Consider the following 21,285-nt stretch of genomic DNA (forward strand, 5'->3'; position numbering starts at 1 on the left):
AACTGGTTACAAGTTGGCAGCAGTGTCAGCGGCACTTGCACTATGTAAATTATGCATTAACCGAGCTAAAGCTAATGTTGCCTCTCCAAGCAGATCAGTTAGATACGATGGATGATGATGCAATACAGGCGTGGGATCAGTTTATTTTACGCTTTACTAAATTACAGGATAGTATAGGAGGAACGCTGTTTAATGCACTCTTACGCTATCTGCAAGAACCCTATGAACATCGACCGATGATCGATAAATTGAACCGTTTGGAACAGTTAGGATTTGTCGATAATGTAACTCGGTGGCAAGAAGTTCGTGCCTTACGAAATCAGTTTTCACATGACTATCCTGAAGATAATTATATTAAAGCGAGTTATCTTAATGAAGCCGTTGCCACAATAGCCTATCTGGCCGGCATACTGGATAACATTGCATCAATTATTGAATCGATAGAACAACAGGGTAAGAGTGTATGACCGAGGATTATAAAGTATTTACTCTGGATGCTGATTACAGCACCACCCGCTTGGTCACCTAAACTCGCTATTTATTGATTATTTCAGCATTACATAATCCAGACTACTTTTCTAAAGTGACACTGTTTTTCTCTGGAGTCGGTTGGCCTGACGGTCAAGATTTGGGATCAGACACTATTGCAGCGCATTTGCAATAATTGTGAATGATGCGCCTGTTGGTCGTCAGCGGGCTGTTGTGCGTCTGTTTGGCTCGCGGCTGGATGACAGTAAGCGCGGCGGCGATATCGATCTGCTTATTGAGACAGATATAAGTCAACCTGATGAGTTGGTTAAAGCCAAAAATCGGTTTTTGGCTCAACTCTATCGTGAGCTAGGGGAGCAGAAAATCGACCGGCAATCTATTCGATTGCGTACGAAAAAGGGGTTACATTGTAGTGAACGAGCGTGAGAGCAAACTTCTTACAAGTTGGCAGCAGTGTCAGCGGCACTTGCACTATGTAAATTACGCATTAACTTAATTGAAACTAATGTTATTTCTGCATGCAGATCAGCTTGATACGATGGATGATGATGCAATACAGGCGTGGGATCGGTTTATTTTACGCTTTATTGATTTTGGTGTTAGCCAAAGGAGTTATGTGAGTGGAACATATCGTCAATATTCATATTGAGGCTTTGGATGACGGATTCGGTTATTTAGCTACTTCAGATGAGATACAGGGTTTAGTTGCACAAGGACAAACCGTGGAGGAGACTTTAACTATTGCGCGTGATGTGGTTAAACAGTTATTGCAAGCCCGGACAGAGCGGAATAGTCAGCTACCATTGCAAAAGATAAGCAGTTCTTTTGATTACCCGCTGCTGATTGGTGGATAGAAATTAGGGTGGCTTTCCTCAATACGTTAATGCAAGACCTGACACCGTTTGTAAGTTGATGGCGAATAAATCAGTGATAAAAGGTCACATTCAATCGATCTCAATAGAGGGATTCCGGAGCATTCTTCAGGTTGAGCAACTTCAACTCGGTAATTTGAGTGTGCTGATTGGGGCAAATGGTGCGGGTAAATCCAATTTTATTCGGTTGTTTGAGTTAATCAGTTGGATGTTGAAAGGGAAAAAGTTACAGGAGTTTGTGATTACCCATGGCGGTGGGGATGATCAGTTTTTTATGGGGGCAAGAAAAACTCCCCGTATTCGGATTGAGATATCTATCCAGACAAATAAGGGAGATAATGACTACCGCTTTGCATTAACACATCTGCCTGCTGGTGATAGTGTCTTGCTAACCGAAGAGGCCTATCGTTACTCAGATAGCCAAAAACGGACTACCGCCCGCTGGACAGAACTTGCCAGTGCAAGCAAAGAGGCGCAGCTGCCAGATCAGGTGAACTCAACCGCAAAAATAGTTGTCCATTTGCTACGCAACTGCGCAACCTATCAGTTTCATGATACCTCGGCACAAGCCTCTATACATAAGCGTTGGGATGTGAACGATTTTAGCTGGCTGCGTAGTGATGGCGGTAACCTTGCTGCAGTGCTTCTACACCTGCAAGAGTGTGATCCCATGCGATATCGTCTGATTACCCGTCAGATAGAGCGCGTTCTTCCTACTTTTGATGACTTCGTACTCGTACCCGTTGCTGGTAGAGTCGAGCTGCGTTGGAAAAGTCGCCAAAGTGACAAAACTTTTGGTGCCCACTTAACTTCCGACGGCTCTTTGCGGCTTTTCTGCCTGCTTACGCTGCTTAATCTTCCCACAGATCCCCTGAGTGTCAAGATACCCTGAGACCACCCCTGATGAGAAATGAATGTAGAATCAGGGGGGCAACAGAGGAGATACACGATGCCCAAAGATACTACCGTTTTACCCTCCAACGAGGTTACCGACCCCGATGAAGAGAAGCGCTCCTACCGCAAATTTAGTGAGGAAGAGAAGCTTCGGATCCTAGCAGAAGCAGAGCAGTGCAAGGAGCCGGGTCAGCTAGGCGAGCTGCTGCGCAAAGAGCAGATCTACAGCTCCCATCTGACCAAATGGCGCCGACAACTGCAAGCACAGGGGCAGGCTGGCCTGAAAGGGAAACAGAGTGGTCGCAAACCGAGCCTAGACAAGCGAGATAAGGAGATAGAGCGTTTAAAGAAGGAAATTCAGCGTCTTAGCCAACGGTTACAGCAGACCGAAGGGGTGATTGCGCTCCAAAAAAAAGCCTTCAGCTTATTGGAGCAGATGAACACAGAGATAAGCTTATGAGATTAGTTGAAAAAGAGTGCCCCAGTTCGGTGAGCATAAGAGCCGCTTGCGATAGCCTAGCGCTCTCGCGTGCAGGCTACTACCGCCGACAGGCTCCGGTTGTCTCCCCCCGAGCGAGCCTTCCAAGACCCGTCGCAGCCAATGCGCTGAGTGAGGCAGAGAGGCAAGCCGTTCTGGGGCTTTTGAACAGCGAACGATTCTATGACCAACCTCCGGCAGAGATCTATGCTAGCCTGCTGGATGAAGGGAAATATTACTGTTCAATCAGTACGATGTATCGGATCCTTCGTGCTAATCAACAGACGGGAGAGCGGCGAGCTCAAAAACCGGCCAAATCACACGCTATCCCCCGATTACGGGCGACCCGCCCGAATGAGGTTTGGACATGGGATATCACTAAGCTTCCCACCACAGAGCAGGGTAACTTCTTGAATCTCTATGTGGTGATGGATCTCTACAGCCGTTTTATTGTGGCTTGGATGGTCTCAAGGAAGGAGAATAGTGAGCTCTCCAAGCTGTTAATCAGTGACGCAGCGGCTCGCTATCGGGTCGCGCTCAGTGGCTTAACACTGCATCAGGATAGAGGTGTGCCGATGACCGCCAGAGGCTATCTCGACTTGATGGCCGAACTGGGGATCACCTGCTCCCACAGCCGTCCACGAGTCAGTAACGACAATCCGTTTAGCGAGAGTCAATTTAAAACACTCAAGCAACAACCCGATTATCCTCAACGATTTACAGGAGTTGACCATGCCAGAATATGGTTTAGTGACTATGTTGACTGGTACTGTTTCCACCACCACCATCGAGGGATTGCGTGGTTCACTCCAGAGCAGGTATTTACCGGTCGTTACAAGGAGGTTAGCGAGCAGCGTGAACAGGCGCTGAAGCAGGCCTATCAGCAGCATCCGAAACGCTTTATTCATGGTGAGCCCAAGGTTAAGCAACCCCCTACTGAGGTATGGATTAACCCCGCTCTACCGGAGGAGGGGGTGGGGTCGCTGGAGGTCAACTATCCAACCCTGAATAGAGCGAAGGAGAGATGAGTGACGGTGCCGCTAGTGGGTCTATCGTCGATGGCTTTAGCCGGTTGTGGTGGCTGAATGACAGAGCGTTATCCATAGCCCGCCCCCCGGAGACCCCCTTATTATCGTAGGGGGGCGGGCTGTGGGTAACGCGGTGCAGGAGGGAGGTTCCTAGATTAGGGGTTGCAGTTCGCCTTGCAGCTCCCCCTTGCTGAAGGGCTTGGCTCTTGCGGCAAAGGGCCATGAGGGTCATGTTCGCTCCTTGTTGCGTCATGACTCAACATAGGCGAAATTTGCCGGTGAGGGCAGTGGCAATCACCGGCTAGATTTAGAGCTTTATTTTTTTAACAACTGGTCTCAAATTACTTGACAGCTTCCGGATCAGTTGCCCGATGTGATCTTCATTGACGAACCCGAATTAGGGCTGCATCCATCGGCAATTACCCTGATTGCAGCGATGATTCGTCGACTTGCTGCAAAGCGTCAGCTTTTTATCGCTACCCAGTCGCCGGCGTTGGTGGACTGCTTTGAACTGGAAAATATCATAGTTGCCGACCTTTATGATGGTGCGACTACATTACGCTCTTTAACTAGTGCTGACTATCAACGCTGGCTGGAGCAAGACTATCTCAACTCCGAAATTTGGCTAAAAGAGCCATTAGTTCGCAATCAGTGAAGCGTATTTGTGTTATTTGTGAAGGGATAACTGAAAGTCTGTTTGTGCAAAATGTGCTTTATCACCACCTTTTTGCACAAGGCGTTGTGGTTTATCCTTCCATTTTACAGGCTCGATCAGGTCGCCACCGTGGTGGCAGAGTAACGATGGAACGGTTAGTAACCGCGAATAGTGTCAGGTCTTGCGTTACCACATTATTTTCATTTAGGGTTTATCTCGAATGCGGCCTTTCAACGGTCAGCCGCGCAGTAAAAGAACATGAAGCAAAGTAATTGCAATGCGTTAATGCAAGACCTGACACTGTTTGCTGTATGGATAAAGTATTTGTAACTACACCAGGGGTGAGATAGTAAAAAAATCTAAAAAAGTGCTTGACAGGGTTTTTCTTCAAAAACTACAGCACCACGCGGTTAGTAACATAAACACCACCAGTAGTTGAGAACAAGCTGAAGATAAGTTTGAAACGGTGCATTTTTTAGGAGCAGATGGTGAAATGTGTGTAAATAGGTATTATGTCCCCGTATTTCATCCAGTAATTTCTAATTCTAATGTATGTCGATACAGGAGAGCGCAATGCAAATAGCGATTGAATTACCCAGTGATTTTGTTAATTTCCAAGGCACCAACGAAACCCGACAAGAAATCATAACTTCCTACGCACTTTGGCTTGTTCAGCAGGGCCGAGTGACATTGTCCAGGGCGGCGGAGTTAGCGGGAGTCGATCTTTACGACTTTATGCTTACCTGCAAGCGGAACAAGGTGCCGGTAATCGATATCAGCCGCGACGAGTTAATCGCGGAACTATCGGAGTTCGGCTCAAGGTGATTCTTGTTGCCGACTCATCCGCGCTGGTCGCATTGGCTGCCTGCGACAGCCTTTCGTTGCTGGATGAAATTTTTGGTCAGGTTATCGTGCCAGAGGCGGTTTTTCATGAGGTCGTTCGTGCAGATAAATTCCAATCCAATCGATTGAAGAATTACCTGCATGACAAGATTCGCAAAGTAGAAATGAATCGGTTTGTCTATCTCGATGCCTTCGCAGATGCGGGTGAAACTGAGGCCATGCTGCTCTACAAAGAAGTCGCCGCAGACTACCTGCTCATTGATGACAAACGCGGTCGCAAAATTGCAAGCATCAATCAGATCAGAACCATCGGATCACTCGGCGTGTTGCTGCAAGCCAAGCGAATCGGTCTGGTCACTCATATTGCCCCACTTGTGCAGCAAATTACCGAAAGCCCAATTTTTATCAGTGAGGGTTTGGTAGCAACGGTGCTTGAATTGGCTGGAGAATACAGTAACCGTAATTCCTGAGCATGTTCGGTTTAGGAATAAACAAGTAACGGACAACGAAATTTTTTTGAAACAAGATAATGTGATCACTGTTGAGAATTTTCTAAGGCAAGACCTGACACTGTTTGCCTGTACCCCACAGCAGGATTTTAAAGAGAGCATCCAGATAATTATCACAAACGATAACCGATGATAAAAAGCTGTTCATTCACTAATTTCGCGGCATTGCCAAGCGCTATTTGGCAATTCTCGTCGGGTGTTAATGTCATTGTGGGCGAAAACGGCTTGGGAAAATCTCACCTACTCAAAGCAATCTATGCCCTACTAAAGATCAATGAAGAGACGCAGTTAACTAAGAACACGCTGGAAAAGAGATATGCTGAAAAACTGGTCGCTGTGATGCGTCCAGAGAGCTTGGGGCGCTTGGTTAAACGAAAACAGGGAAGAGGGCGTTGTGAGATTGCGCTAACGATGCATAATAGTCGTGGTAATGTAGCTATCGCATTTGCAAGTAACGCAAAAAGTCAGGTAGATATCGTAACACTGCCATCAGAAGAGTTAGATCATCCTACGGTATTTCTTCCAAAGCGCGAATTGATCACGCTATCTCCCTGGTTTGTGCCGCTATACGATAACTACCATCTCGAATTTGAGGAGACTTGGCGTGATACGGTCTCTCTGTTAGGCAATCCTGCGCTAAAAGGATCCCGTGAAAAAATCGCCGCAGCATTGCTGACACCATTAGAGGAAGCGATGGGCGGAAAAGTGGTGGTTGATCAAGCCAGCGGCCGGTTTTATCTTCATATTACTGGCGAAGGTCGAATGGAGATTGGTTTAGTCGCCGAAGGGTTACGCAAATTGGCGATGCTGGCACGGTTAATCAGTACGGGTACATTGTTAGGGCAAGGGTATCTATTCTGGGATAAGCCAGAGACCAATTTAAATCCGCGACTTATTAAATCGATTGCAGAAGTGATTGTGGCACTTGCCCATAATGGCGTGCAGATATTTATCGCCAGCCACTCGCTATTTTTATTACGCGAGATTGATATGAGTTTTGTGTCTTGCTTGGTGATATGATGATCCTGTATTGATGTTTAAGGAGTCAAGCGATGAGAAAAGATGAATTCGATCTAATGGCTAAAGTCAGCGATGAAATTGTGGCTAAAGCGCGCACAGATAAAGCCTTTGCTAAACAGTTTCTTCGCGAGTTGGGTTTGGTTGATCCAAAGGGGCAGCTTACTAAACCTTATCGAATGATAAGCTATGTTAAAACTGCGCAGATTCAACCTTGAAGTGCATAATTCTCCCCGAATGATTTTCCATAAAAAAGAATCCTTCGCTTAAGCGTGAATTGTGAACTTTATTTACCGCAGCATGGGCTAGCCATAGGTTTTACGCCTGTGATCGTAATATCGCGGAAGAATTGCTTGCTGAAAATCCAACCTTTCATACCAGTGAGAACGCATATGATTGGTTGGGGCATGGCATGTATTTTTGGGAAAATAACCTCACACGAGCTCAGCTTTATGCCCAAAGCTTGGTTAGGCGAAGAAAAATTCAACAGCCTTATGTGATTGGTGCAGTTTTGAAGTTGGGTTATTGCTTTGATCTGATAGATTCATTTTCATTGCAAACACTAAAACACGATTATGAAGCTTTAAAGGTTTTGACGGAGTTATCTGGTGACCCTCTACCTGAAAACAGTCCTGCTTCTTCAACAGACCGAGATAATCTTTACCGTCATTTAGACTGCGCTGTTATTGAGTATATGCACGCAACTAGGGTTAAAGCAGATTTAAGACCTTATGATTCTGTGCGTGGTGCTTTTTGGGAAGGAGGTGAGTTATATCCCACAGCAGGCTTTAAAGAAAAAAACCATATTCAATTGTGCATACGTAACGCTAACTGCATCAAAGGTTATTTTAGGCCGCTTGCCTTGAATGACCGTTTTAACAATGTTTAACTTATGGGATCGACTGGGTACCCAATGCATCTAATTAGAGAAAGACTGGATCTGGTCTCAAATTATTAAATGGAAAACCTTAATCATCACCCCCCGTTCCCTGTGATTTCCTGTACCCTCAATAATATTCAGAAATTCAATGAGTGCGGTCGCCATCATCTTCAAAAATTGCCTTCTGCCGATCGCCACGGGAGGTAATATGGTAAAGTGCCCCTTCAAATTCAATTCGTACGGGTCTGGTCGTGTGGAGTAGTATAGATGACTAATGCTTCGATTCCAGACTTAGCTCTGTTGTCGAAAGTTATCATGAAGTGGCAAGACGAAATGAGATTTATGAGAGATAAGGTTTTTTTAATACTAATGTTTTTATCTATGCGCTAAAAAGCCAAAAAGATAAAAAAAGGTATATAAAATAGAATATTCTCTTGAAATTAAACTCGAAAGAGATTGTTGTTTCAGGGCAAGTTATAAATGAGTTGTATTTTAATTTCTTTTATTATGGATGTTGAATTTTTTAGTGTTTGACTATATGGAATTACCCTTGATATCAGTTATTGTTCCTGTGTATAATGTTGAATCATATTTACCAGCATGTTTAGATAGTATTGTATGCCAGACTTATTTCAATATTGAGGTTTTGCTTATTGATGATGGATCAACAGACAACAGCTCTCTAATCTGTGATGAATATAGTGGTAGGTATTCATTTGTTAGAGCTTTCCATAAAAAAAATGAAGGTGTCTCAATAGCTAGAAATTTTGGGATTGAGCAAGCCAGAGGAGAATATATTGGTTTTGTTGATGGTGACGATTATATTGAGAAAAATATGTATACTTCGTTACTGGAACCCATGAAGAATGATAATGATATTGATGTCTCTGTTTGTGGTTTCTATATAAATAAAGAAAATGGTTGTCGTCAGTTTGATAATGAAATAATAATGGATGCAGAAACTGGGTTAATTGAATTGTTTGAGTTAAATGGGTTTCAAGGATTTGTTTTTAATAAACTTTTTAGGAGTTCTTTGATTAAGGAAAATAATATTTTGTTTTCAGATGATATATATATATGCGAGGATCAGTTGTTTTGTTATAAATATTTCTCTTGTTCGAAGAAGATAATATACCTGAATAGGTTTTATTATAATTATCGATTAAGGCATAATAGCGCATTGTCATCTTTGTTTAATTTAAGGCATATGTCAGTAATACCAGCTTTTAATTATATGCTCCAACATTCTAAATATTCGATTAAAATAAAAAATAAAGCCAGTACACAGTATCTTGTGTTATTGTTACATTTGTTTAGAAAGATTTCCGCATCAAATGGTAATAAATTTTCAAAAGAAAAAGAGTGTGTTTTTAATGAGATAAGAAGTAACTTTGAATGGGGTTTTTTTATTTCGAACACTCCATTTAAGTTTAAAATTGCATTGGTTGTTTTTTTTTTAATTCCTTATTTTTTTCGCTATTTCTGAAAAGATGAAAAATTGTTTTTTTTCTATTGTTACTGTTTGTCTGAACTCTGAGAGGACTATTCGTAATACGGTAAAATCTGTTTTATGCCAAGAGTTTTTTGATTTTGAGTATGTTGTTTTAGATGGTGGATCTAGTGATGCTACCTTGAATATAATATCAAGCTATGAACAAGAATTTAAAGATAAGGGAATCAGGTTTTATTATTGTTCCGGAAAGGATAATGGTGTGTATGATGCCATGAATAAATCATTAGATTATTGTTGTGGTGAATGGCTGCTGTATCTTAACGCCGATGATTCTTTCTATTCATGTGATATCTTGTGTAAAGTGTATGATTATATAAAAAATGATTACCATAATGATGTTGATGTTTATTACGGGGATGTTCTTGCTTTTGATGTTAATAATGTGTCTCAATATCAAAAAGCTAAAAATATTACTAATATACTGAAGTCTATGCCTTTTTGTCATCAGTCAGTATTTGTTAAAACTAAACTGCAGAAGAAATATTTATTTGATTTGGATTTCGCAATTGGAGCCGACTATAATTTTTTTCTAAATTTATATTTGGATGGGGCAAAGTTTAATTATATGCAGTTAGTTATCTCGTGTTTTTCACTAAATGGGTTGTCTATGCAAAGTAAATTTGTTTTGTATGATGAGTTTTTGAGGGTTAAACACAAAAATAATGTTGTGGATCAATACTCGCTACTTGTTAAAATCAAAAGGCGTATTAGGTTTCTTTTGTTTTCCTTAAGCAGTTTGAAATGATTTTTTGCATTTTATGAAATTATGTCATGATTAAAAAACTAGGAGTTTTTTATTTTTTATTTGTGTATATGATATTTTCGTTATCATCTAGTTTTTATCTTTCTGGTGGAGGTATTAATGCTGGTATTTTTCCTCAATTATATTATTTTAAGCATGGGTTAATCGCTATATCAGCGTTTATTGCGCTATTTTTTGTATTTTATTTTTCCAAAATACATTGGAATAAAATATTGCTGATTACAATTCCATTTTCATCGTATATTTTTTTCGATGGGGGAGTGTTTTTTATTCAGTATCTCATTTTTCTATTCTCAATTATTTTTTTTGCAAGTGTTTATTCTGTTGGTTTTTTTTGTTTTCGCAATGCTGTCTATCTTGCGCTAATATTTGTTATAGTACCTGTGGTTGATTATTATTTTAATAATGGTTGGTTTTTGTATAATACTTATTATCTTAGAGAAAGGTTGTTATTAGGGTATTTTCATCCAAAAGAAGCGGGGTATCTTTTTTTGATTATAACTCTTGTTTTCTTGTTGGGTTCAAAAATAAAAGGCATTAGTTATTTTTTGTTTTTAGGCTCGGTTTCTTTTGTTTTTTACCTTATTCAGTCTCGAAATGCTATTTTGTTTCTTGTTAATTTTTTGGCATTTGATTTTGCAATAAAAAAATTCGGTTTTAAAACTACATTTTTAGTTTTCATTTTGTTTTACTTGATTTTTCCTTTTATGTTTGTTTTTGTTTTTTTTGATGAGGTTGATCGTTTATTGAGCTTTAGATTAAGTATTTGGCTAAGTAATTTAGATATATCTTTTTTCGGTGATATAGGTGCGTTGTTTTTTGAAAGTTCTAGCTTGGGTATAGAATCAAAAAGATTTAATATCGATAATTTTTATTTAGAATTTCTTCTTAAAAGTGGTTTAATTTATTTTCTGTTGCTTGTTTTTTTTATTATTTATATTGGTTTTGCTCTGGAAAAGATAAAAATAAACAATTATTATGTCGTTTCGCTATATTTTTCTTTTCTTCTTTATTGTTTTTTTGATGCTGGAATGATGTCGACTGGTAATTTTTTTCATATATTTATGTGGTCGATATTTTATTATTCATTAAGTAAGAGAAAAAGAGATCAAGAAAATGATGAATTATTGGTCTTTTATCGTAAATATCCACTAATATATAAACTTTGAATTTTTGTTTTTGAGTTGTTGGGTATTTTTATCTAATCTAATAAATCCAATACCTTCGCCAAAAAAATGAGGAGGGCGAGGGGCTAAGGTGATAAGCTTAAGTGACGAAACAACAAGCGAACACCGGAGCCCCAGCCCATGCCAGACATTATGCTACTTTTAACCTGTTTAAGCTACGAGTTAGGAAAAACAAATCAGCGTCGTTTAGTTCGAATCGCTGAAGCGATGCTGTCGATGACAGGCCGAGTCACCATGTTGGGACTTTCGCGCTGGAGCGGTCGAGGGGGGAGCTATCGTACACTTCAGCGTTTTTTTCATAGCACGATTAATTGGCCGCAACTGAATTGGTCGCTGTTTCACGTATTACGGTGACAGTTTACTAAATCCGACATTCCGCATACATTTCCAAGATTTGGCAATTTAATAAAATTTTGATTTTAAATAAAGAATAATATTAAGCAAAATTCATGCCTGTATTTGATGTTCTGCATACAAAATTTTCACTTGAGTATTTAGCCAACGCCCAGATTTGGTGAATTTTAATATAGCATCAGGTGTAGAATTGTATGTCAGTCCATGTAGAAACAGGTACCCCATTACATCCCAACCATTACGAAACGTAACCGTTCAGTCCCCCCCCTGTTGCCAAGTCAAATGTAATATGATTGAATAGCACATACGCAACTCACTGACCCACGGACAACGAATGCAACTCACCGATCACGATCTAAAGCAACTCGATAAGGAGAAGCTGGACAGCCTTCCTGAAGAGTCGCTACGCTCGTTATCGGCTAAATTGCTCACTGATCTAAAAGAAGCCAGAGAACAGCTCGGTCAAAATCCACAAAACAGCTCCCGTCCGTCAGGAGCGATGCCTCCATGGTTTAGTAACGACACAGATAAGGATGAAGCCAATGAAGAAGAATCAGATTCATCCGATGCCAACGAGCCAATGCTGAAAGAGAGCGAGTCAGCTCAACATGACAGCGATGATCCTGACCCTAGCAAAGATACACCTTCTGATGCAGAAGACAAAACAACGGAACCCACTGGAAAGGATGAGCCACCCCCAAGAAATCCGGGTCGTCAACCGGGTAGTCAAGGCTATGGCCGTCAACAAGTTTTACCGACTGACAAAATAGAACATCACTTTGTGGACCACTGCCACTGTTGCGGCAAAAAGATGAACGAGACTGAGTTCCAAAGTCAGGCGTATACCGCCTATTATGAAATAGATATTCTGATTCAGACTGATAGCAGAGCAGGATTAACGCTCCAACAAACCAAGCATATGTGCTATGAGAGTCAGTGCAGTTGTGGCCATACCAGTCAATACCGCCCGTTTGTTGAAGAGGCAAATGAAACTTGGCAGGTGGCTATCAAAGAGCGACACCTGGTCGGTCCCACTCTGGCATCGATGATCATTTTTCTGGCGGTTCGGATGCGGTTATCCCGTCGTCGTGTTGTTGAGTTTTTTCAGACATGGTTTGGCCTGAAGCTCTCTGTTGGCCTCATTCAGCAGACGATAACTGAAGGCGCCCGCTGCCTTGAACCGGTCGAGGAAGAGATTATCGAGTCGGTGGTCAAATCAGAACTGCTCCATATTGATGAAACTTCATGGCCTCAGGCAGCTCAGAAGCTCTGGCTATGGGTTGTGGTTGGCATGAGCGCTACATGGTATACCATTGGTACACGCGGACGGTCGGCGATTGAGCGCATTTTGTTCAGCGACCGGTTTGACGGCTGGTTGATGAGTGATGGCTGGCACATCTATCGTGAGTACTATAAGCGACTTCGTTGCTTGGCGCATTTGGAAAGGAAAGCGATAGGATTGGCACAAAGTCTTGATCCGGATGCCGCAAAATTTGGCAAAAAAGCGGTTGAATTTCTGGAGTGGGTCCGGAAGCTGTCAAGTAATTTGAGACCAGTTGTTAAAAAAATAAAGCTCTAAATCTAGCCGGTGATTGCCACTGCCCTCACCGGCAAATTTCGCCTATGTTGAGTCATGACGCAACAAGGAGCGAACATGACCCTCATGGCCCTTTGCCGCAAGAGCCAAGCCCTTCAGCAAGGGGGAGCTGCAAGGCGAACTGCAACCCCTAATCTAGGAACCTCCCTCCTGCACCGCGTTACCCACAGCCCGCCCCCCTACGATAATAAGGGGGTCTCCGGGGGGCGGGCTATGGATAACGCTCTGTCATTCAGCCACCACAACCGGCTAAAGCCATCGACGATAGACCCACTAGCGGCACCGTCACTCATCTCTCCTTCGCTCTATTCAGGGTTGGATAGTTGACCTCCAGCGACCCCACCCCCTCCTCCGGTAGAGCGGGGTTAATCCATACCTCAGTAGGGGGTTGCTTAACCTTGGGCTCACCATGAATAAAGCGTTTCGGATGCTGCTGATAGGCCTGCTTCAGCGCCTGTTCACGCTGCTCGCTAACCTCCTTGTAACGACCGGTAAATACCTGCTCTGGAGTGAACCACGCAATCCCTCGATGGTGGTGGTGGAAACAGTACCAGTCAACATAGTCACTAAACCATATTCTGGCATGGTCAACTCCTGTAAATCGTTGAGGATAATCGGGTTGTTGCTTGAGTGTTTTAAATTGACTCTCGCTAAACGGATTGTCGTTACTGACTCGTGGACGGCTGTGGGAGCAGGTGATCCCCAGTTCGGCCATCAAGTCGAGATAGCCTCTGGCGGTCATCGGCACACCTCTATCCTGATGCAGTGTTAAGCCACTGAGCGCGACCCGATAGCGAGCCGCTGCGTCACTGATTAACAGCTTGGAGAGCTCACTATTCTCCTTCCTTGAGACCATCCAAGCCACAATAAAACGGCTGTAGAGATCCATCACCACATAGAGATTCAAGAAGTTACCCTGCTCTGTGGTGGGAAGCTTAGTGATATCCCATGTCCAAACCTCATTCGGGCGGGTCGCCCGTAATCGGGGGATAGCGTGTGATTTGGCCGGTTTTTGAGCTCGCCGCTCTCCCGTCTGTTGATTAGCACGAAGGATCCGATACATCGTACTGATTGAACAGTAATATTTCCCTTCATCCAGCAGGCTAGCATAGATCTCTGCCGGAGGTTGGTCATAGAATCGTTCGCTGTTCAAAAGCCCCAGAACGGCTTGCCTCTCTGCCTCACTCAGCGCATTGGCTGCGACGGGTCTTGGAAGGCTCGCTCGGGGGGAGACAACCGGAGCCTGTCGGCGGTAGTAGCCTGCACGCGAGAGCGCTAGGCTATCGCAAGCGGCTCTTATGCTCACCGAACTGGGGCACTCTTTTTCAACTAATCTCATAAGCTTATCTCTGTGTTCATCTGCTCCAATAAGCTGAAGGCTTTTTTTTGGAGCGCAATCACCCCTTCGGTCTGCTGTAACCGTTGGCTAAGACGCTGAATTTCCTTCTTTAAACGCTCTATCTCCTTATCTCGCTTGTCTAGGCTCGGTTTGCGACCACTCTGTTTCCCTTTCAGGCCAGCCTGCCCCTGTGCTTGCAGTTGTCGGCGCCATTTGGTCAGATGGGAGCTGTAGATCTGCTCTTTGCGCAGCAGCTCGCCTAGCTGACCCGGCTCCTTGCACTGCTCTGCTTCTGCTAGGATCCGAAGCTTCTCTTCCTCACTAAATTTGCGGTAGGAGCGCTTCTCTTCATCGGGGTCGGTAACCTCGTTGGAGGGTAAAACGGTAGTATCTTTGGGCATCGTGTATCTCCTCTGTTGCCCCCCTGATTCTACATTCATTTCTCATCAGGGGTGGTCTCAGGGTATCTTGACACTCAGGGGGTCTTTGATACCGTCTATTGGGCTCGACAACAAGAGAATATTCCAATAGAAACGCTCTGGTCGCAACATTATCTCAGCCACATCAAACCGTTTGTGCAGCTATGCTTCGACTATTTTGATAGTCCGCATAAGAAAGCACGCGCGTTTGCTCGTGAGTTTAGTTATGACGATGATAGCATTCTAGCCATACTCGATTTTCCTCACCTGCCACTGACGAATAATAGAGCCGAGCAAGCATTGCGGCATTGGGTGATTTTTCGGCGACTCTCTTATGGTACCCGAAACGCACAGGGGTCAAGGACATTATGTTTGTTGGCTAGCGTCGTCGATACCTGTCACCAGCGAAAAGCTGATGCCTGGTCATTTATTGCACAAACGATTGCTTGCCGCAGAAAAGGGGCGGCCGTGCCCTCTCTGCCTGGGGCGGTTTAGTTATCTTGATAACAGGGGGGTATCTGAACGGTTACTACGAAACCAAAACCCTAGACCATTTGGGTCTAGTATCCGCCATGATTGATGAATTAGGGTTGGTTGAGCAAATAGATGCCCTACTACCTAAAGATGAAGAGAAACAAACTATTTCCCACGGACAGGCTGTTAAAGCAATGATTTTGAACGGATTAGGGTTTGCTCATCGCGCACTCTATCTCACGCCTCTTTTTTTTCGGGATAAACCTGTCGATAGATTAATCGGAGAAGGAGTTACTGCTGATCAAATTAATGACGATGCTCTGGGGCGAGCCTTAGACGCTGTATATAACTATGGCATTGACTCACTCTATGGACAATTAGCTGTTAAAAGCGTTCATACACTCGGCTTAACGGGAGGTATCTACCACATGGATAGTAGTAGCTTTCATACTGATGGCAGATATAATAGCGAATGTCCTCCCCAAGAGGGTAGTGATATTATACATGTCACGAAAGGTTATAGTCGCGATCATCGTCCTGATTTAAATCAGGTTGTTTTACAATTAATTTGTGAAAATAAGTCGGGTATTCCGGTGCTCATGCAACCTCTCAGTGGTAACAGTAATGATAAGATTAACTTTAGGGATACAGTGACTAAGCATATAGCCCAATTAAAAAAGGACGTTGGGTTGGAATATTTAGTTGCCGATAGCGCGTTTTATACTCGAGAAACGCTCGAGTTAAGCCAAGATTTATTCTGGATATCTCGCGTTCCGGAGACATTGTCATTAGCTCTTTATTTTATTGAGTCACATGCTCCTTCTTTGATGGTGGATTTTAATCAAATGTCAATGATTGATTTGCCTTGTCAGTACGGAGATATTGATCAACGCTGGTTATTAGTCTATTCTCCTGAGGCGAGACAACGTTCGCTTAAAACTTGCAAAAAGCAGTTTCAGAAAGTAAGCGACAAAGAGATGAGAAATATTAACGCATTATTTCGTCAGGAATTTGCCTGTCAAGCCGATGCTGAGCAGTCCGTTGAAAAACTTCAAAAACAGCTAAAGCTGACGGAACTGACTGATATTGAATATAAAGAAGTCGCTCGTTATAGCAAAAAGGGGCGTCCGGCAAAGAATGCCAAACCTGATAAGATAGTCATTCAAGTTTCCGCTATATTATCATCTGACTCATCTCTATTTCAGAAAAAGATACAACAAAAAAGTTGCTTTATTATTGCCACCAATCAACTTGATTCTAATGAATTGCCGAATTCTAAGCTGTTGAAGATTTATAAAGAAGAGCAAAAAGTAGAGCGTGGATTTCGGTTTCTAAAAGATCCATTATTTATGGCAACAACATTCTTTGTTAAATCTGAGGAAAGACTGATGGCAATCACAATGATTATGACTTTATGTCTTATGATTTATGCCGCTTTGGAGCATCGGATTAGACAAGCTCTTAGCCAATTTGATGAGTTTTTTCCTGACCAAGTCGGTGGGTTGACTAATAAACCGACAGCACGCTGGGTATTTCTCTATTTTAAAGGCATTCATGTTTTAGTCATTCGGAAATGTGAAGAGATGATACTGAACCTAAATGAGCACCAAAAAAAGTTACTGCTTTTGCTTGGAAAACGGTATATTGATGTTTATTCCTGATGTCCAAGTTTATGTGCGGAATGTCGGCTAAATACACTAATAATGCCGTTAAAATTTAGCCGGAGTTACGGCACATATTATTCAACGCGGCAATAACCGCTAGGTTATCTTTGCTTGTTATACCGCAAAAAAATACCATGAGATGAGTCTCTAATGAGCCAGGCAACAGCCTAGGATTATGATAGCCCCTGGAAAGAGGCGCTGGAGTACTATTTTACCGATTTTCTACAACTTCTATTTCCGCAAGTTTATCAACTGATAGACTGGACCAAAGCGCCGGTTTTTTTTGGACAAAGAGCTACAAAAAATTACCGGTACAGCGGTCGATCTTCGACAACTGTCTTGACGAGTGTATCCGAATGAATACAATATAACCATGAATGTATTTGAAAAATCAGATGAGTTCGATGCTTGGTTATCTAAGTTGAAAGATCATGTCGGGAAAGCTCAGATTGCACTGAGACTGGATCGTGCTGCTAAAGGCAATTTTGGCGATTGCGAGCCAGTCGGCGGCGGTGTTTCTGAGATGCGTATTCATTACGGTCCCGGTTATCGTGTGTATTTCACGCGACGCGGCACTGTGTTGTACTTGCTGTTGCTGGGCGGCGATAAATCGACCCAGAAACGCGATATCAAACGCGCTATTTCTATGGCGAACGTACTACCGGAGGATTGACACCATGACCCGATTCACCCCTTTTGATGTTGCAGACTATCTCGATGACGAGGAAACAATTTCTGCCTACTTGACGGCAGCCCTCGCAGACCCCGATCCTGATGCCTTTCTGGTTGCGGTGAAAACCGTTGCGCGGGCGCGCGGAATGTCACAGTTGGCAAGGGATTCCGGCTTAGGGAGAGAGAGTTTGTACAAAGCCTTGTCGCCTGGTGCGAAACCTCGCTATGAGACGGTAATGAAAGTTATCCGTGCATTGGGTGTGAAGCTGCATGCGGATATTGCGCCTGCGCCCTGAATAAATCTCCGAACAATAAAAGGGGTCGCAACCGAATTAAATTTTGTTACAATTTCACCGTCCCCTTGACTCAACGACAGTGAAAGCCCATGCTCGGAAAATCGAAAATCAATTTAGCCGGAGTTGCGGCTCATATTATCCAACTCGGCAATAACCGCCAAAACTACCGCATTCGGGATCGATACGGTAAAGATGTCGTGAGTTTAACGGTACTGAGTGATAGCTCCCCGGCTTTTAAACCGGATCGATTTCAATTCTCATTAGCCGGGTGTGAAATCGACTTCCGCTTTCCGGTGGTTAAACTACTCGATTGGCGCGAGCGGCTGTAATGAGCTGTTAAACAGCGCTAACCCCTTTGCCCTGCTTGTCGCGGCACAGCTTCAGGTCAAACTAATCCCCGATCCGACACAGCGGCTAAATGTGAAAAACCAACTGAATACCGGAGAGATAGTGGCTGGTATGGATTTCTACGCGGAGCAGTGAGAAACTGCCCACTGCCCACTGCCCACTGCCCACTGCCCAGCAGTGCAAACCCAAAATCAGTCAAAGTGATCGGTGCTTATCGCTACGAATTTTATGCAACAACCACTGGAATAGACCCATGCCTACGATTAGTATGTTCTACGGTATCATTATTCGTATGATGTTTATGGATACGCAACAACACAATTTGCCGCATATTCATGTTGAATATCAGGATGATAGTGCAGTCATTGCAATACCCGATGGCGAGCTGATTGAAGGATATCTACCCTCCAAAAAGCTGAAACTGGTTCAGGCGTGGATTACCATTCATGAAGAGGAGTTAATGGCCGATTGGGCTTTGGCGGTTAACGGTGAACCCATCTTTAAAATTGAGCCACTACGCTAGGTATGTCATCATGATTCGGGTGATTTCCGCCACTGCTATAGCTGATTTCAGACTCCATCTCACTTTTAATAATGGTGAGCAACGCGAATTTGATATGCGCCCCTATCTTGACTATCCTGTGTTTGAACCATTGAAAAATCCTGGCTTTTTTGCGTTGGCAAAAGTTGATTACGGCACCGTTACCTGGCCGGGAGAAATCGATATTGCTCCGGAGACGCTATTTTATAAAGGTATTAGCTCGGTTGGTCGTGCATTATTACGGTGACGGTTTACTAAATACACTAATAATGTCGTGGACCTTGTTCATCGTTCCGTCAGGCTTGCGGTTTCTATGATTTCCCCCCTCCAACCTCCCCCAGCTGGGGAGGGTTGGGGGGGAGGCAAAAATGGCGCTAGAGCAGGGAGTAACGGTATTACAGCGGCGTGGCGAGCTTATCGAAACTATTGCTGCTTAGCCGTTATCTCTCTTAAAGCGATTGATAAGTTGTTAGTGACTTTTTTAGGGTTTGGTTATGATAAATTATTCTGGATATATAACAGTAGAATCAGGTAAACGGTCGGGCAAGCCATGTATTCGAGGCTTAAGAATAACAGTAAATGATGTGCTAAACATGCTTGCTGATGGAATGTCTTATGATGAAATTATTGACGATTTTCCACAGCTAACAAAAGAAGATATTCTTGCTTGTTTAGCTTTTTTGGCGGATAGAGAAAACTCACTTGCCAGAATTGTCATATGAAGCTTTTGTTCGATAATAACTTGTCTCCAAAATTACTTAACTATTTAGGTGACATTTTTCCAGACGCTAACCATGTTATGTTTGAAAATCTTGATGATAAGGATGATGAAATGGTGTGGGAATATGCAAAAGCCCATAATTATACCATAGTGAGCAAGGATTCTGACTTTAAGGATATCCGTTTACTGAAAGGGTTTCCTCCTAAAGTAATATGGATAAGAACAGGTAATTGTAAAGTTAAGTCGCTTGAGAAAATTATACGGAATAATTTTATTCTTATTTCTGAGCTGCACAATAATTCGAAAATAGGCATGATCGAGATTGGTTAAAATTTAAAGGGCATCCAGTGCGCCGAGATAAATCGGTGAGAAATTGGCGGTCATGCCGACTGTTGTTGAAAGGCCGTTGCATCTCGATTGCATCCGTTCAACGAAAGCGTCGTCATTGAGGTAAATTTGACTCCCTGTCGGGTTACGCTACGCTAACCCGATGTGACTTTGCCCAACCGCTTTTAACTCTCTTGCCCCGATTCAGGCCCCGACACTGTCGCAGCGCACTTACAATCGTGATAGCAGCGAGCTGTAACCGTTTTCTCCGATCCTCCGATTGGGTCAGTAATATAGTGCGTAACTATTTGTGATATAAAGACATTGAAACTTACCCTCGATTCGACCATCTTCACCCTGCAGCGAGCAGGTGGGATCTCAACCTACTGGTACGAGCTGTTAAAACGGCTGGATAGCGAAACCACGCCCTTTATCCATTTTCAGCAGCCGAACAGTAACATTCTCGCGCCCCTGCTTAACCATGCTATAAGGCACGAGAGATCACTCCTGCCCGGTTTACTACTGCGCTATCTCCCCTTTAAAACAACTTTAACCACGCCGACACTATTCCATAGCAGTTACTATCGCTACAGTCGCCAAAAAGGGGTAGCAAATATTACTACCGTACACGACTTTACCTATGAATATTTTAATCACGGGTTAAAAAAGCAGATCCACTCCTGGCAGAAATCTCAGGCAGTACGCCACTCTGCCGGCGTGATCTGTGTCTCGGAGAATACCCGGCGTGATCTGCTTCAATTCTATCCCGATATTGATCCGAACCGGGTTAGTGTGATTCATAACGGCGTGAGTGAGGAGTTCTATCCCCTACCACCGGAACAGCCACCTTCCGCACAACTCTCAGAACGACCGACTGAACCGTTCCTGCTTTTCGTCGGTGATCGCAGTGGTTACAAAAATTTTCCGGTAGCGCTTGAACTACTGCATCAATTTCGTAACTTATCACTGGTGGTTGTGGGCGGACGGGAGTGGACATTGTCAGAACTACAGGCGATTACTCCACTTCAGGAGCGGGTCGTGCGCTTTAGCGGTTTGGGAATGGCCGATTTAAACTGGCTCTATAACCGGGCTTTTGCACTAATCTACCCCTCACTGTACGAAGGGTTTGGTATCCCCGTGCTGGAAGCGATGCGTGCCGGTTGCCCAGTGGTGGCGTTTAACGGCTCCTCTATTCCCGAAGTGGCAGGAGAGGCCGGATTACTAGTCGATGAGGCAACGGCCGAAGCGTTTAGTGCCAAAATCGTGTTACTGCATCACACTGATACCCGCCGGCAGCAGATTGAGGCTGGTCTACGGCAGGCAGCTAAATTCTCCTGGGATCACTGTTTTAACCAGACTCACGCATTCTATCGTGAGATTTGGCAACAACAGTTCGGAGGGTAGC

The 21,285-nt window shown here is 43.5% G+C and carries 29 protein-coding genes and 1 pseudogene; 28 read left to right on the forward strand and 2 right to left on the reverse strand.

What is annotated here, in order from left to right:
• Positions 1-74: 74 nt before the first annotated feature.
• The 17 genes from D5085_10770 to D5085_10850 all read left to right on the forward strand — a co-directional run bounded on the left by D5085_10770 (position 75) and on the right by D5085_10850 (position 13,061).
• Positions 75-467: a hypothetical protein gene (locus tag D5085_10770; protein QEP45137.1), complete on the forward strand. Its 393-nt coding sequence runs from the start codon at positions 75-77 to the stop codon at positions 465-467.
• A 199-nt stretch (positions 468-666) separates the two neighbouring features.
• Positions 667-915: a hypothetical protein gene (locus D5085_10775; protein QEP43559.1), complete on the forward strand. Its 249-nt coding sequence runs from the start codon at positions 667-669 to the stop codon at positions 913-915.
• A 194-nt stretch (positions 916-1,109) separates the two neighbouring features.
• Positions 1,110-1,343 (forward strand): type II toxin-antitoxin system HicB family antitoxin, encoded by a 234-nt coding sequence (locus D5085_10780; GenBank protein QEP43560.1) that lies wholly within the window; start codon positions 1,110-1,112, stop codon positions 1,341-1,343.
• 58 nt (positions 1,344-1,401) lie between these two features.
• Entirely contained in the window at positions 1,402-2,253 is an 852-nt protein-coding gene (locus tag D5085_10785; protein ID QEP43561.1) for a hypothetical protein, read from the forward strand.
• An 18-nt stretch (positions 2,254-2,271) separates the two neighbouring features.
• Positions 2,272-2,715, forward strand: a complete 444-nt coding sequence (locus D5085_10790; protein QEP43562.1) for a hypothetical protein — start codon at positions 2,272-2,274, stop codon at positions 2,713-2,715.
• On the forward strand, positions 2,712-3,761 hold the full coding sequence (locus D5085_10795) for an IS3 family transposase (GenBank protein ID QEP43563.1): 1,050 nt from the start codon (positions 2,712-2,714) through the stop codon (positions 3,759-3,761). Before D5085_10790 ends, D5085_10795 begins: the two co-directional genes overlap by 4 nt.
• Positions 3,762-4,125: 364 nt before the next feature.
• Positions 4,126-4,416: a hypothetical protein gene (locus D5085_10800; GenBank protein ID QEP43564.1), complete on the forward strand. Its 291-nt coding sequence runs from the start codon at positions 4,126-4,128 to the stop codon at positions 4,414-4,416.
• Between the two features lie 573 nt (positions 4,417-4,989).
• Positions 4,990-5,241, forward strand: a complete 252-nt coding sequence (locus D5085_10805; protein ID QEP43565.1) for a UPF0175 family protein — start codon at positions 4,990-4,992, stop codon at positions 5,239-5,241.
• Positions 5,238-5,729: a DUF3368 domain-containing protein gene (locus tag D5085_10810; protein QEP43566.1), complete on the forward strand. Its 492-nt coding sequence runs from the start codon at positions 5,238-5,240 to the stop codon at positions 5,727-5,729. Before D5085_10805 ends, D5085_10810 begins: the two co-directional genes overlap by 4 nt.
• Positions 5,730-5,897: 168 nt before the next feature.
• The gene (locus tag D5085_10815; GenBank protein ID QEP43567.1) at positions 5,898-6,788 is read left to right on the forward strand and encodes an ATP-binding cassette domain-containing protein; all 891 of its coding nucleotides are present in this window, start codon (positions 5,898-5,900) and stop codon (positions 6,786-6,788) included.
• 32 nt (positions 6,789-6,820) lie between these two features.
• Positions 6,821-7,003 (forward strand): hypothetical protein, encoded by a 183-nt coding sequence (locus tag D5085_10820; GenBank protein ID QEP43568.1) that lies wholly within the window; start codon positions 6,821-6,823, stop codon positions 7,001-7,003.
• A gap of 119 nt (positions 7,004-7,122) precedes the next feature.
• Positions 7,123-7,674, forward strand: coding sequence for a hypothetical protein (locus D5085_10825; protein QEP43569.1), 552 nt, complete (start codon positions 7,123-7,125; stop codon positions 7,672-7,674).
• A 502-nt stretch (positions 7,675-8,176) separates the two neighbouring features.
• A complete protein-coding gene (locus D5085_10830; protein QEP43570.1) occupies positions 8,177-9,151 on the forward strand; it encodes a glycosyltransferase in 975 nt (324 codons plus the stop codon).
• A gap of 4 nt (positions 9,152-9,155) precedes the next feature.
• Positions 9,156-9,923 (forward strand): glycosyltransferase, encoded by a 768-nt coding sequence (locus D5085_10835; GenBank protein QEP43571.1) that lies wholly within the window; start codon positions 9,156-9,158, stop codon positions 9,921-9,923.
• Between the two features lie 68 nt (positions 9,924-9,991).
• Positions 9,992-11,110: a hypothetical protein gene (locus D5085_10840; GenBank protein QEP43572.1), complete on the forward strand. Its 1,119-nt coding sequence runs from the start codon at positions 9,992-9,994 to the stop codon at positions 11,108-11,110.
• A 138-nt stretch (positions 11,111-11,248) separates the two neighbouring features.
• The gene (locus D5085_10845; protein ID QEP43573.1) at positions 11,249-11,482 is read left to right on the forward strand and encodes a hypothetical protein; all 234 of its coding nucleotides are present in this window, start codon (positions 11,249-11,251) and stop codon (positions 11,480-11,482) included.
• A gap of 334 nt (positions 11,483-11,816) precedes the next feature.
• Positions 11,817-13,061, forward strand: a complete 1,245-nt coding sequence (locus D5085_10850; protein ID QEP43574.1) for an IS66 family transposase — start codon at positions 11,817-11,819, stop codon at positions 13,059-13,061.
• A 307-nt stretch (positions 13,062-13,368) separates the two neighbouring features.
• On the opposite strand, the gene D5085_10855 is transcribed toward D5085_10850, so the two are convergent.
• Positions 13,369-14,418 carry an IS3 family transposase gene (locus D5085_10855; GenBank protein ID QEP43575.1) on the reverse strand — a complete coding sequence of 350 codons (1,050 nt, stop codon included), beginning with the start codon at positions 14,416-14,418 and terminating at the stop codon, positions 13,369-13,371.
• Positions 14,415-14,858 (reverse strand): hypothetical protein, encoded by a 444-nt coding sequence (locus D5085_10860; GenBank protein QEP43576.1) that lies wholly within the window; start codon positions 14,856-14,858, stop codon positions 14,415-14,417. Before D5085_10860 ends, D5085_10855 begins: the two co-directional genes overlap by 4 nt.
• On the opposite strand from D5085_10860, the gene D5085_10865 reads away from it, so the two are divergent.
• From D5085_10865 to D5085_10915, 11 genes and pseudogenes are all read left to right on the forward strand, one after another.
• Positions 14,853-15,332: a hypothetical protein gene (locus D5085_10865; GenBank protein QEP43577.1), complete on the forward strand. Its 480-nt coding sequence runs from the start codon at positions 14,853-14,855 to the stop codon at positions 15,330-15,332. The genes D5085_10860 and D5085_10865 overlap by 6 nt on opposite strands.
• A gap of 5 nt (positions 15,333-15,337) precedes the next feature.
• Positions 15,338-16,972 (forward strand): IS1634 family transposase, encoded by a 1,635-nt coding sequence (locus tag D5085_10870; protein ID QEP43578.1) that lies wholly within the window; start codon positions 15,338-15,340, stop codon positions 16,970-16,972.
• A 153-nt stretch (positions 16,973-17,125) separates the two neighbouring features.
• A pseudogene (locus tag D5085_10875) lies at positions 17,126-17,318 on the forward strand (hypothetical protein).
• A 30-nt stretch (positions 17,319-17,348) separates the two neighbouring features.
• On the forward strand, positions 17,349-17,648 hold the full coding sequence (locus D5085_10880) for a type II toxin-antitoxin system RelE/ParE family toxin (protein QEP43579.1): 300 nt from the start codon (positions 17,349-17,351) through the stop codon (positions 17,646-17,648).
• A gap of 4 nt (positions 17,649-17,652) precedes the next feature.
• Positions 17,653-17,943, forward strand: a complete 291-nt coding sequence (locus tag D5085_10885) for a putative addiction module antidote protein (protein QEP43580.1) — start codon at positions 17,653-17,655, stop codon at positions 17,941-17,943.
• Between the two features lie 89 nt (positions 17,944-18,032).
• The gene (locus D5085_10890; GenBank protein ID QEP43581.1) at positions 18,033-18,272 is read left to right on the forward strand and encodes a hypothetical protein; all 240 of its coding nucleotides are present in this window, start codon (positions 18,033-18,035) and stop codon (positions 18,270-18,272) included.
• A gap of 272 nt (positions 18,273-18,544) precedes the next feature.
• A complete protein-coding gene (locus D5085_10895) occupies positions 18,545-18,814 on the forward strand; it encodes a DUF4160 domain-containing protein (protein ID QEP43582.1) in 270 nt (89 codons plus the stop codon).
• Between the two features lie 10 nt (positions 18,815-18,824).
• Positions 18,825-19,079: a DUF2442 domain-containing protein gene (locus tag D5085_10900; GenBank protein ID QEP43583.1), complete on the forward strand. Its 255-nt coding sequence runs from the start codon at positions 18,825-18,827 to the stop codon at positions 19,077-19,079.
• Positions 19,080-19,326: 247 nt separating this feature from the next.
• Positions 19,327-19,554 carry a DUF433 domain-containing protein gene (locus D5085_10905; GenBank protein ID QEP43584.1) on the forward strand — a complete coding sequence of 76 codons (228 nt, stop codon included), beginning with the start codon at positions 19,327-19,329 and terminating at the stop codon, positions 19,552-19,554.
• Positions 19,551-19,883, forward strand: coding sequence for a hypothetical protein (locus D5085_10910; GenBank protein ID QEP43585.1), 333 nt, complete (start codon positions 19,551-19,553; stop codon positions 19,881-19,883). The genes D5085_10905 and D5085_10910 overlap by 4 nt, the downstream gene beginning before the upstream one ends.
• A gap of 321 nt (positions 19,884-20,204) precedes the next feature.
• Entirely contained in the window at positions 20,205-21,284 is a 1,080-nt protein-coding gene (locus D5085_10915; protein ID QEP43586.1) for a glycosyltransferase family 1 protein, read from the forward strand.
• Position 21,285: the final 1 nt, after the last annotated feature.

It is taken from the genome of Ectothiorhodospiraceae bacterium BW-2 (assembly GCA_008375315.1).
Taxonomy (GTDB): domain Bacteria; phylum Pseudomonadota; class Gammaproteobacteria; order Thiohalomonadales; family Thiohalomonadaceae; genus BW-2.

What these genes read in the sequence shown, in the direction of transcription:
- D5085_10805 (QEP43565.1), top strand. Translation starts at nt 4,990, where the DNA reads ATGCAAATAGCGATTGAATTACCCAGTGATTTTGTTAATTTCCAAGGC.
- D5085_10830 (QEP43570.1), top strand. Translation starts at nt 8,177, where the DNA reads ATGTTGAATTTTTTAGTGTTTGACTATATGGAATTACCCTTGATATCA.
- D5085_10795 (QEP43563.1), top strand. Translation starts at nt 2,712, where the DNA reads ATGAGATTAGTTGAAAAAGAGTGCCCCAGTTCGGTGAGCATAAGAGCC.
- D5085_10905 (QEP43584.1), top strand. Translation starts at nt 19,327, where the DNA reads ATGATAAATTATTCTGGATATATAACAGTAGAATCAGGTAAACGGTCG.
- D5085_10855 (QEP43575.1), bottom strand. Translation starts at nt 14,418, where the DNA reads ATGAGATTAGTTGAAAAAGAGTGCCCCAGTTCGGTGAGCATAAGAGCC.
- D5085_10785 (QEP43561.1), top strand. Translation starts at nt 1,402, where the DNA reads ATGGCGAATAAATCAGTGATAAAAGGTCACATTCAATCGATCTCAATA.
- D5085_10845 (QEP43573.1), top strand. Translation starts at nt 11,249, where the DNA reads ATGCCAGACATTATGCTACTTTTAACCTGTTTAAGCTACGAGTTAGGA.
- D5085_10815 (QEP43567.1), top strand. Translation starts at nt 5,898, where the DNA reads ATGATAAAAAGCTGTTCATTCACTAATTTCGCGGCATTGCCAAGCGCT.
- D5085_10895 (QEP43582.1), top strand. Translation starts at nt 18,545, where the DNA reads ATGCCTACGATTAGTATGTTCTACGGTATCATTATTCGTATGATGTTT.
- D5085_10910 (QEP43585.1), top strand. Translation starts at nt 19,551, where the DNA reads ATGAAGCTTTTGTTCGATAATAACTTGTCTCCAAAATTACTTAACTAT.
- D5085_10890 (QEP43581.1), top strand. Translation starts at nt 18,033, where the DNA reads ATGCTCGGAAAATCGAAAATCAATTTAGCCGGAGTTGCGGCTCATATT.
- D5085_10820 (QEP43568.1), top strand. Translation starts at nt 6,821, where the DNA reads ATGAGAAAAGATGAATTCGATCTAATGGCTAAAGTCAGCGATGAAATT.
- D5085_10885 (QEP43580.1), top strand. Translation starts at nt 17,653, where the DNA reads ATGACCCGATTCACCCCTTTTGATGTTGCAGACTATCTCGATGACGAG.
- D5085_10790 (QEP43562.1), top strand. Translation starts at nt 2,272, where the DNA reads ATGAATGTAGAATCAGGGGGGCAACAGAGGAGATACACGATGCCCAAA.
- D5085_10840 (QEP43572.1), top strand. Translation starts at nt 9,992, where the DNA reads ATGATATTTTCGTTATCATCTAGTTTTTATCTTTCTGGTGGAGGTATT.
- D5085_10860 (QEP43576.1), bottom strand. Translation starts at nt 14,858, where the DNA reads ATGAATGTAGAATCAGGGGGGCAACAGAGGAGATACACGATGCCCAAA.
- D5085_10850 (QEP43574.1), top strand. Translation starts at nt 11,817, where the DNA reads ATGCAACTCACCGATCACGATCTAAAGCAACTCGATAAGGAGAAGCTG.
- D5085_10835 (QEP43571.1), top strand. Translation starts at nt 9,156, where the DNA reads ATGAAAAATTGTTTTTTTTCTATTGTTACTGTTTGTCTGAACTCTGAG.
- D5085_10770 (QEP45137.1), top strand. Translation starts at nt 75, where the DNA reads ATGTTGCCTCTCCAAGCAGATCAGTTAGATACGATGGATGATGATGCA.
- D5085_10900 (QEP43583.1), top strand. Translation starts at nt 18,825, where the DNA reads ATGATTCGGGTGATTTCCGCCACTGCTATAGCTGATTTCAGACTCCAT.
- D5085_10880 (QEP43579.1), top strand. Translation starts at nt 17,349, where the DNA reads ATGAATGTATTTGAAAAATCAGATGAGTTCGATGCTTGGTTATCTAAG.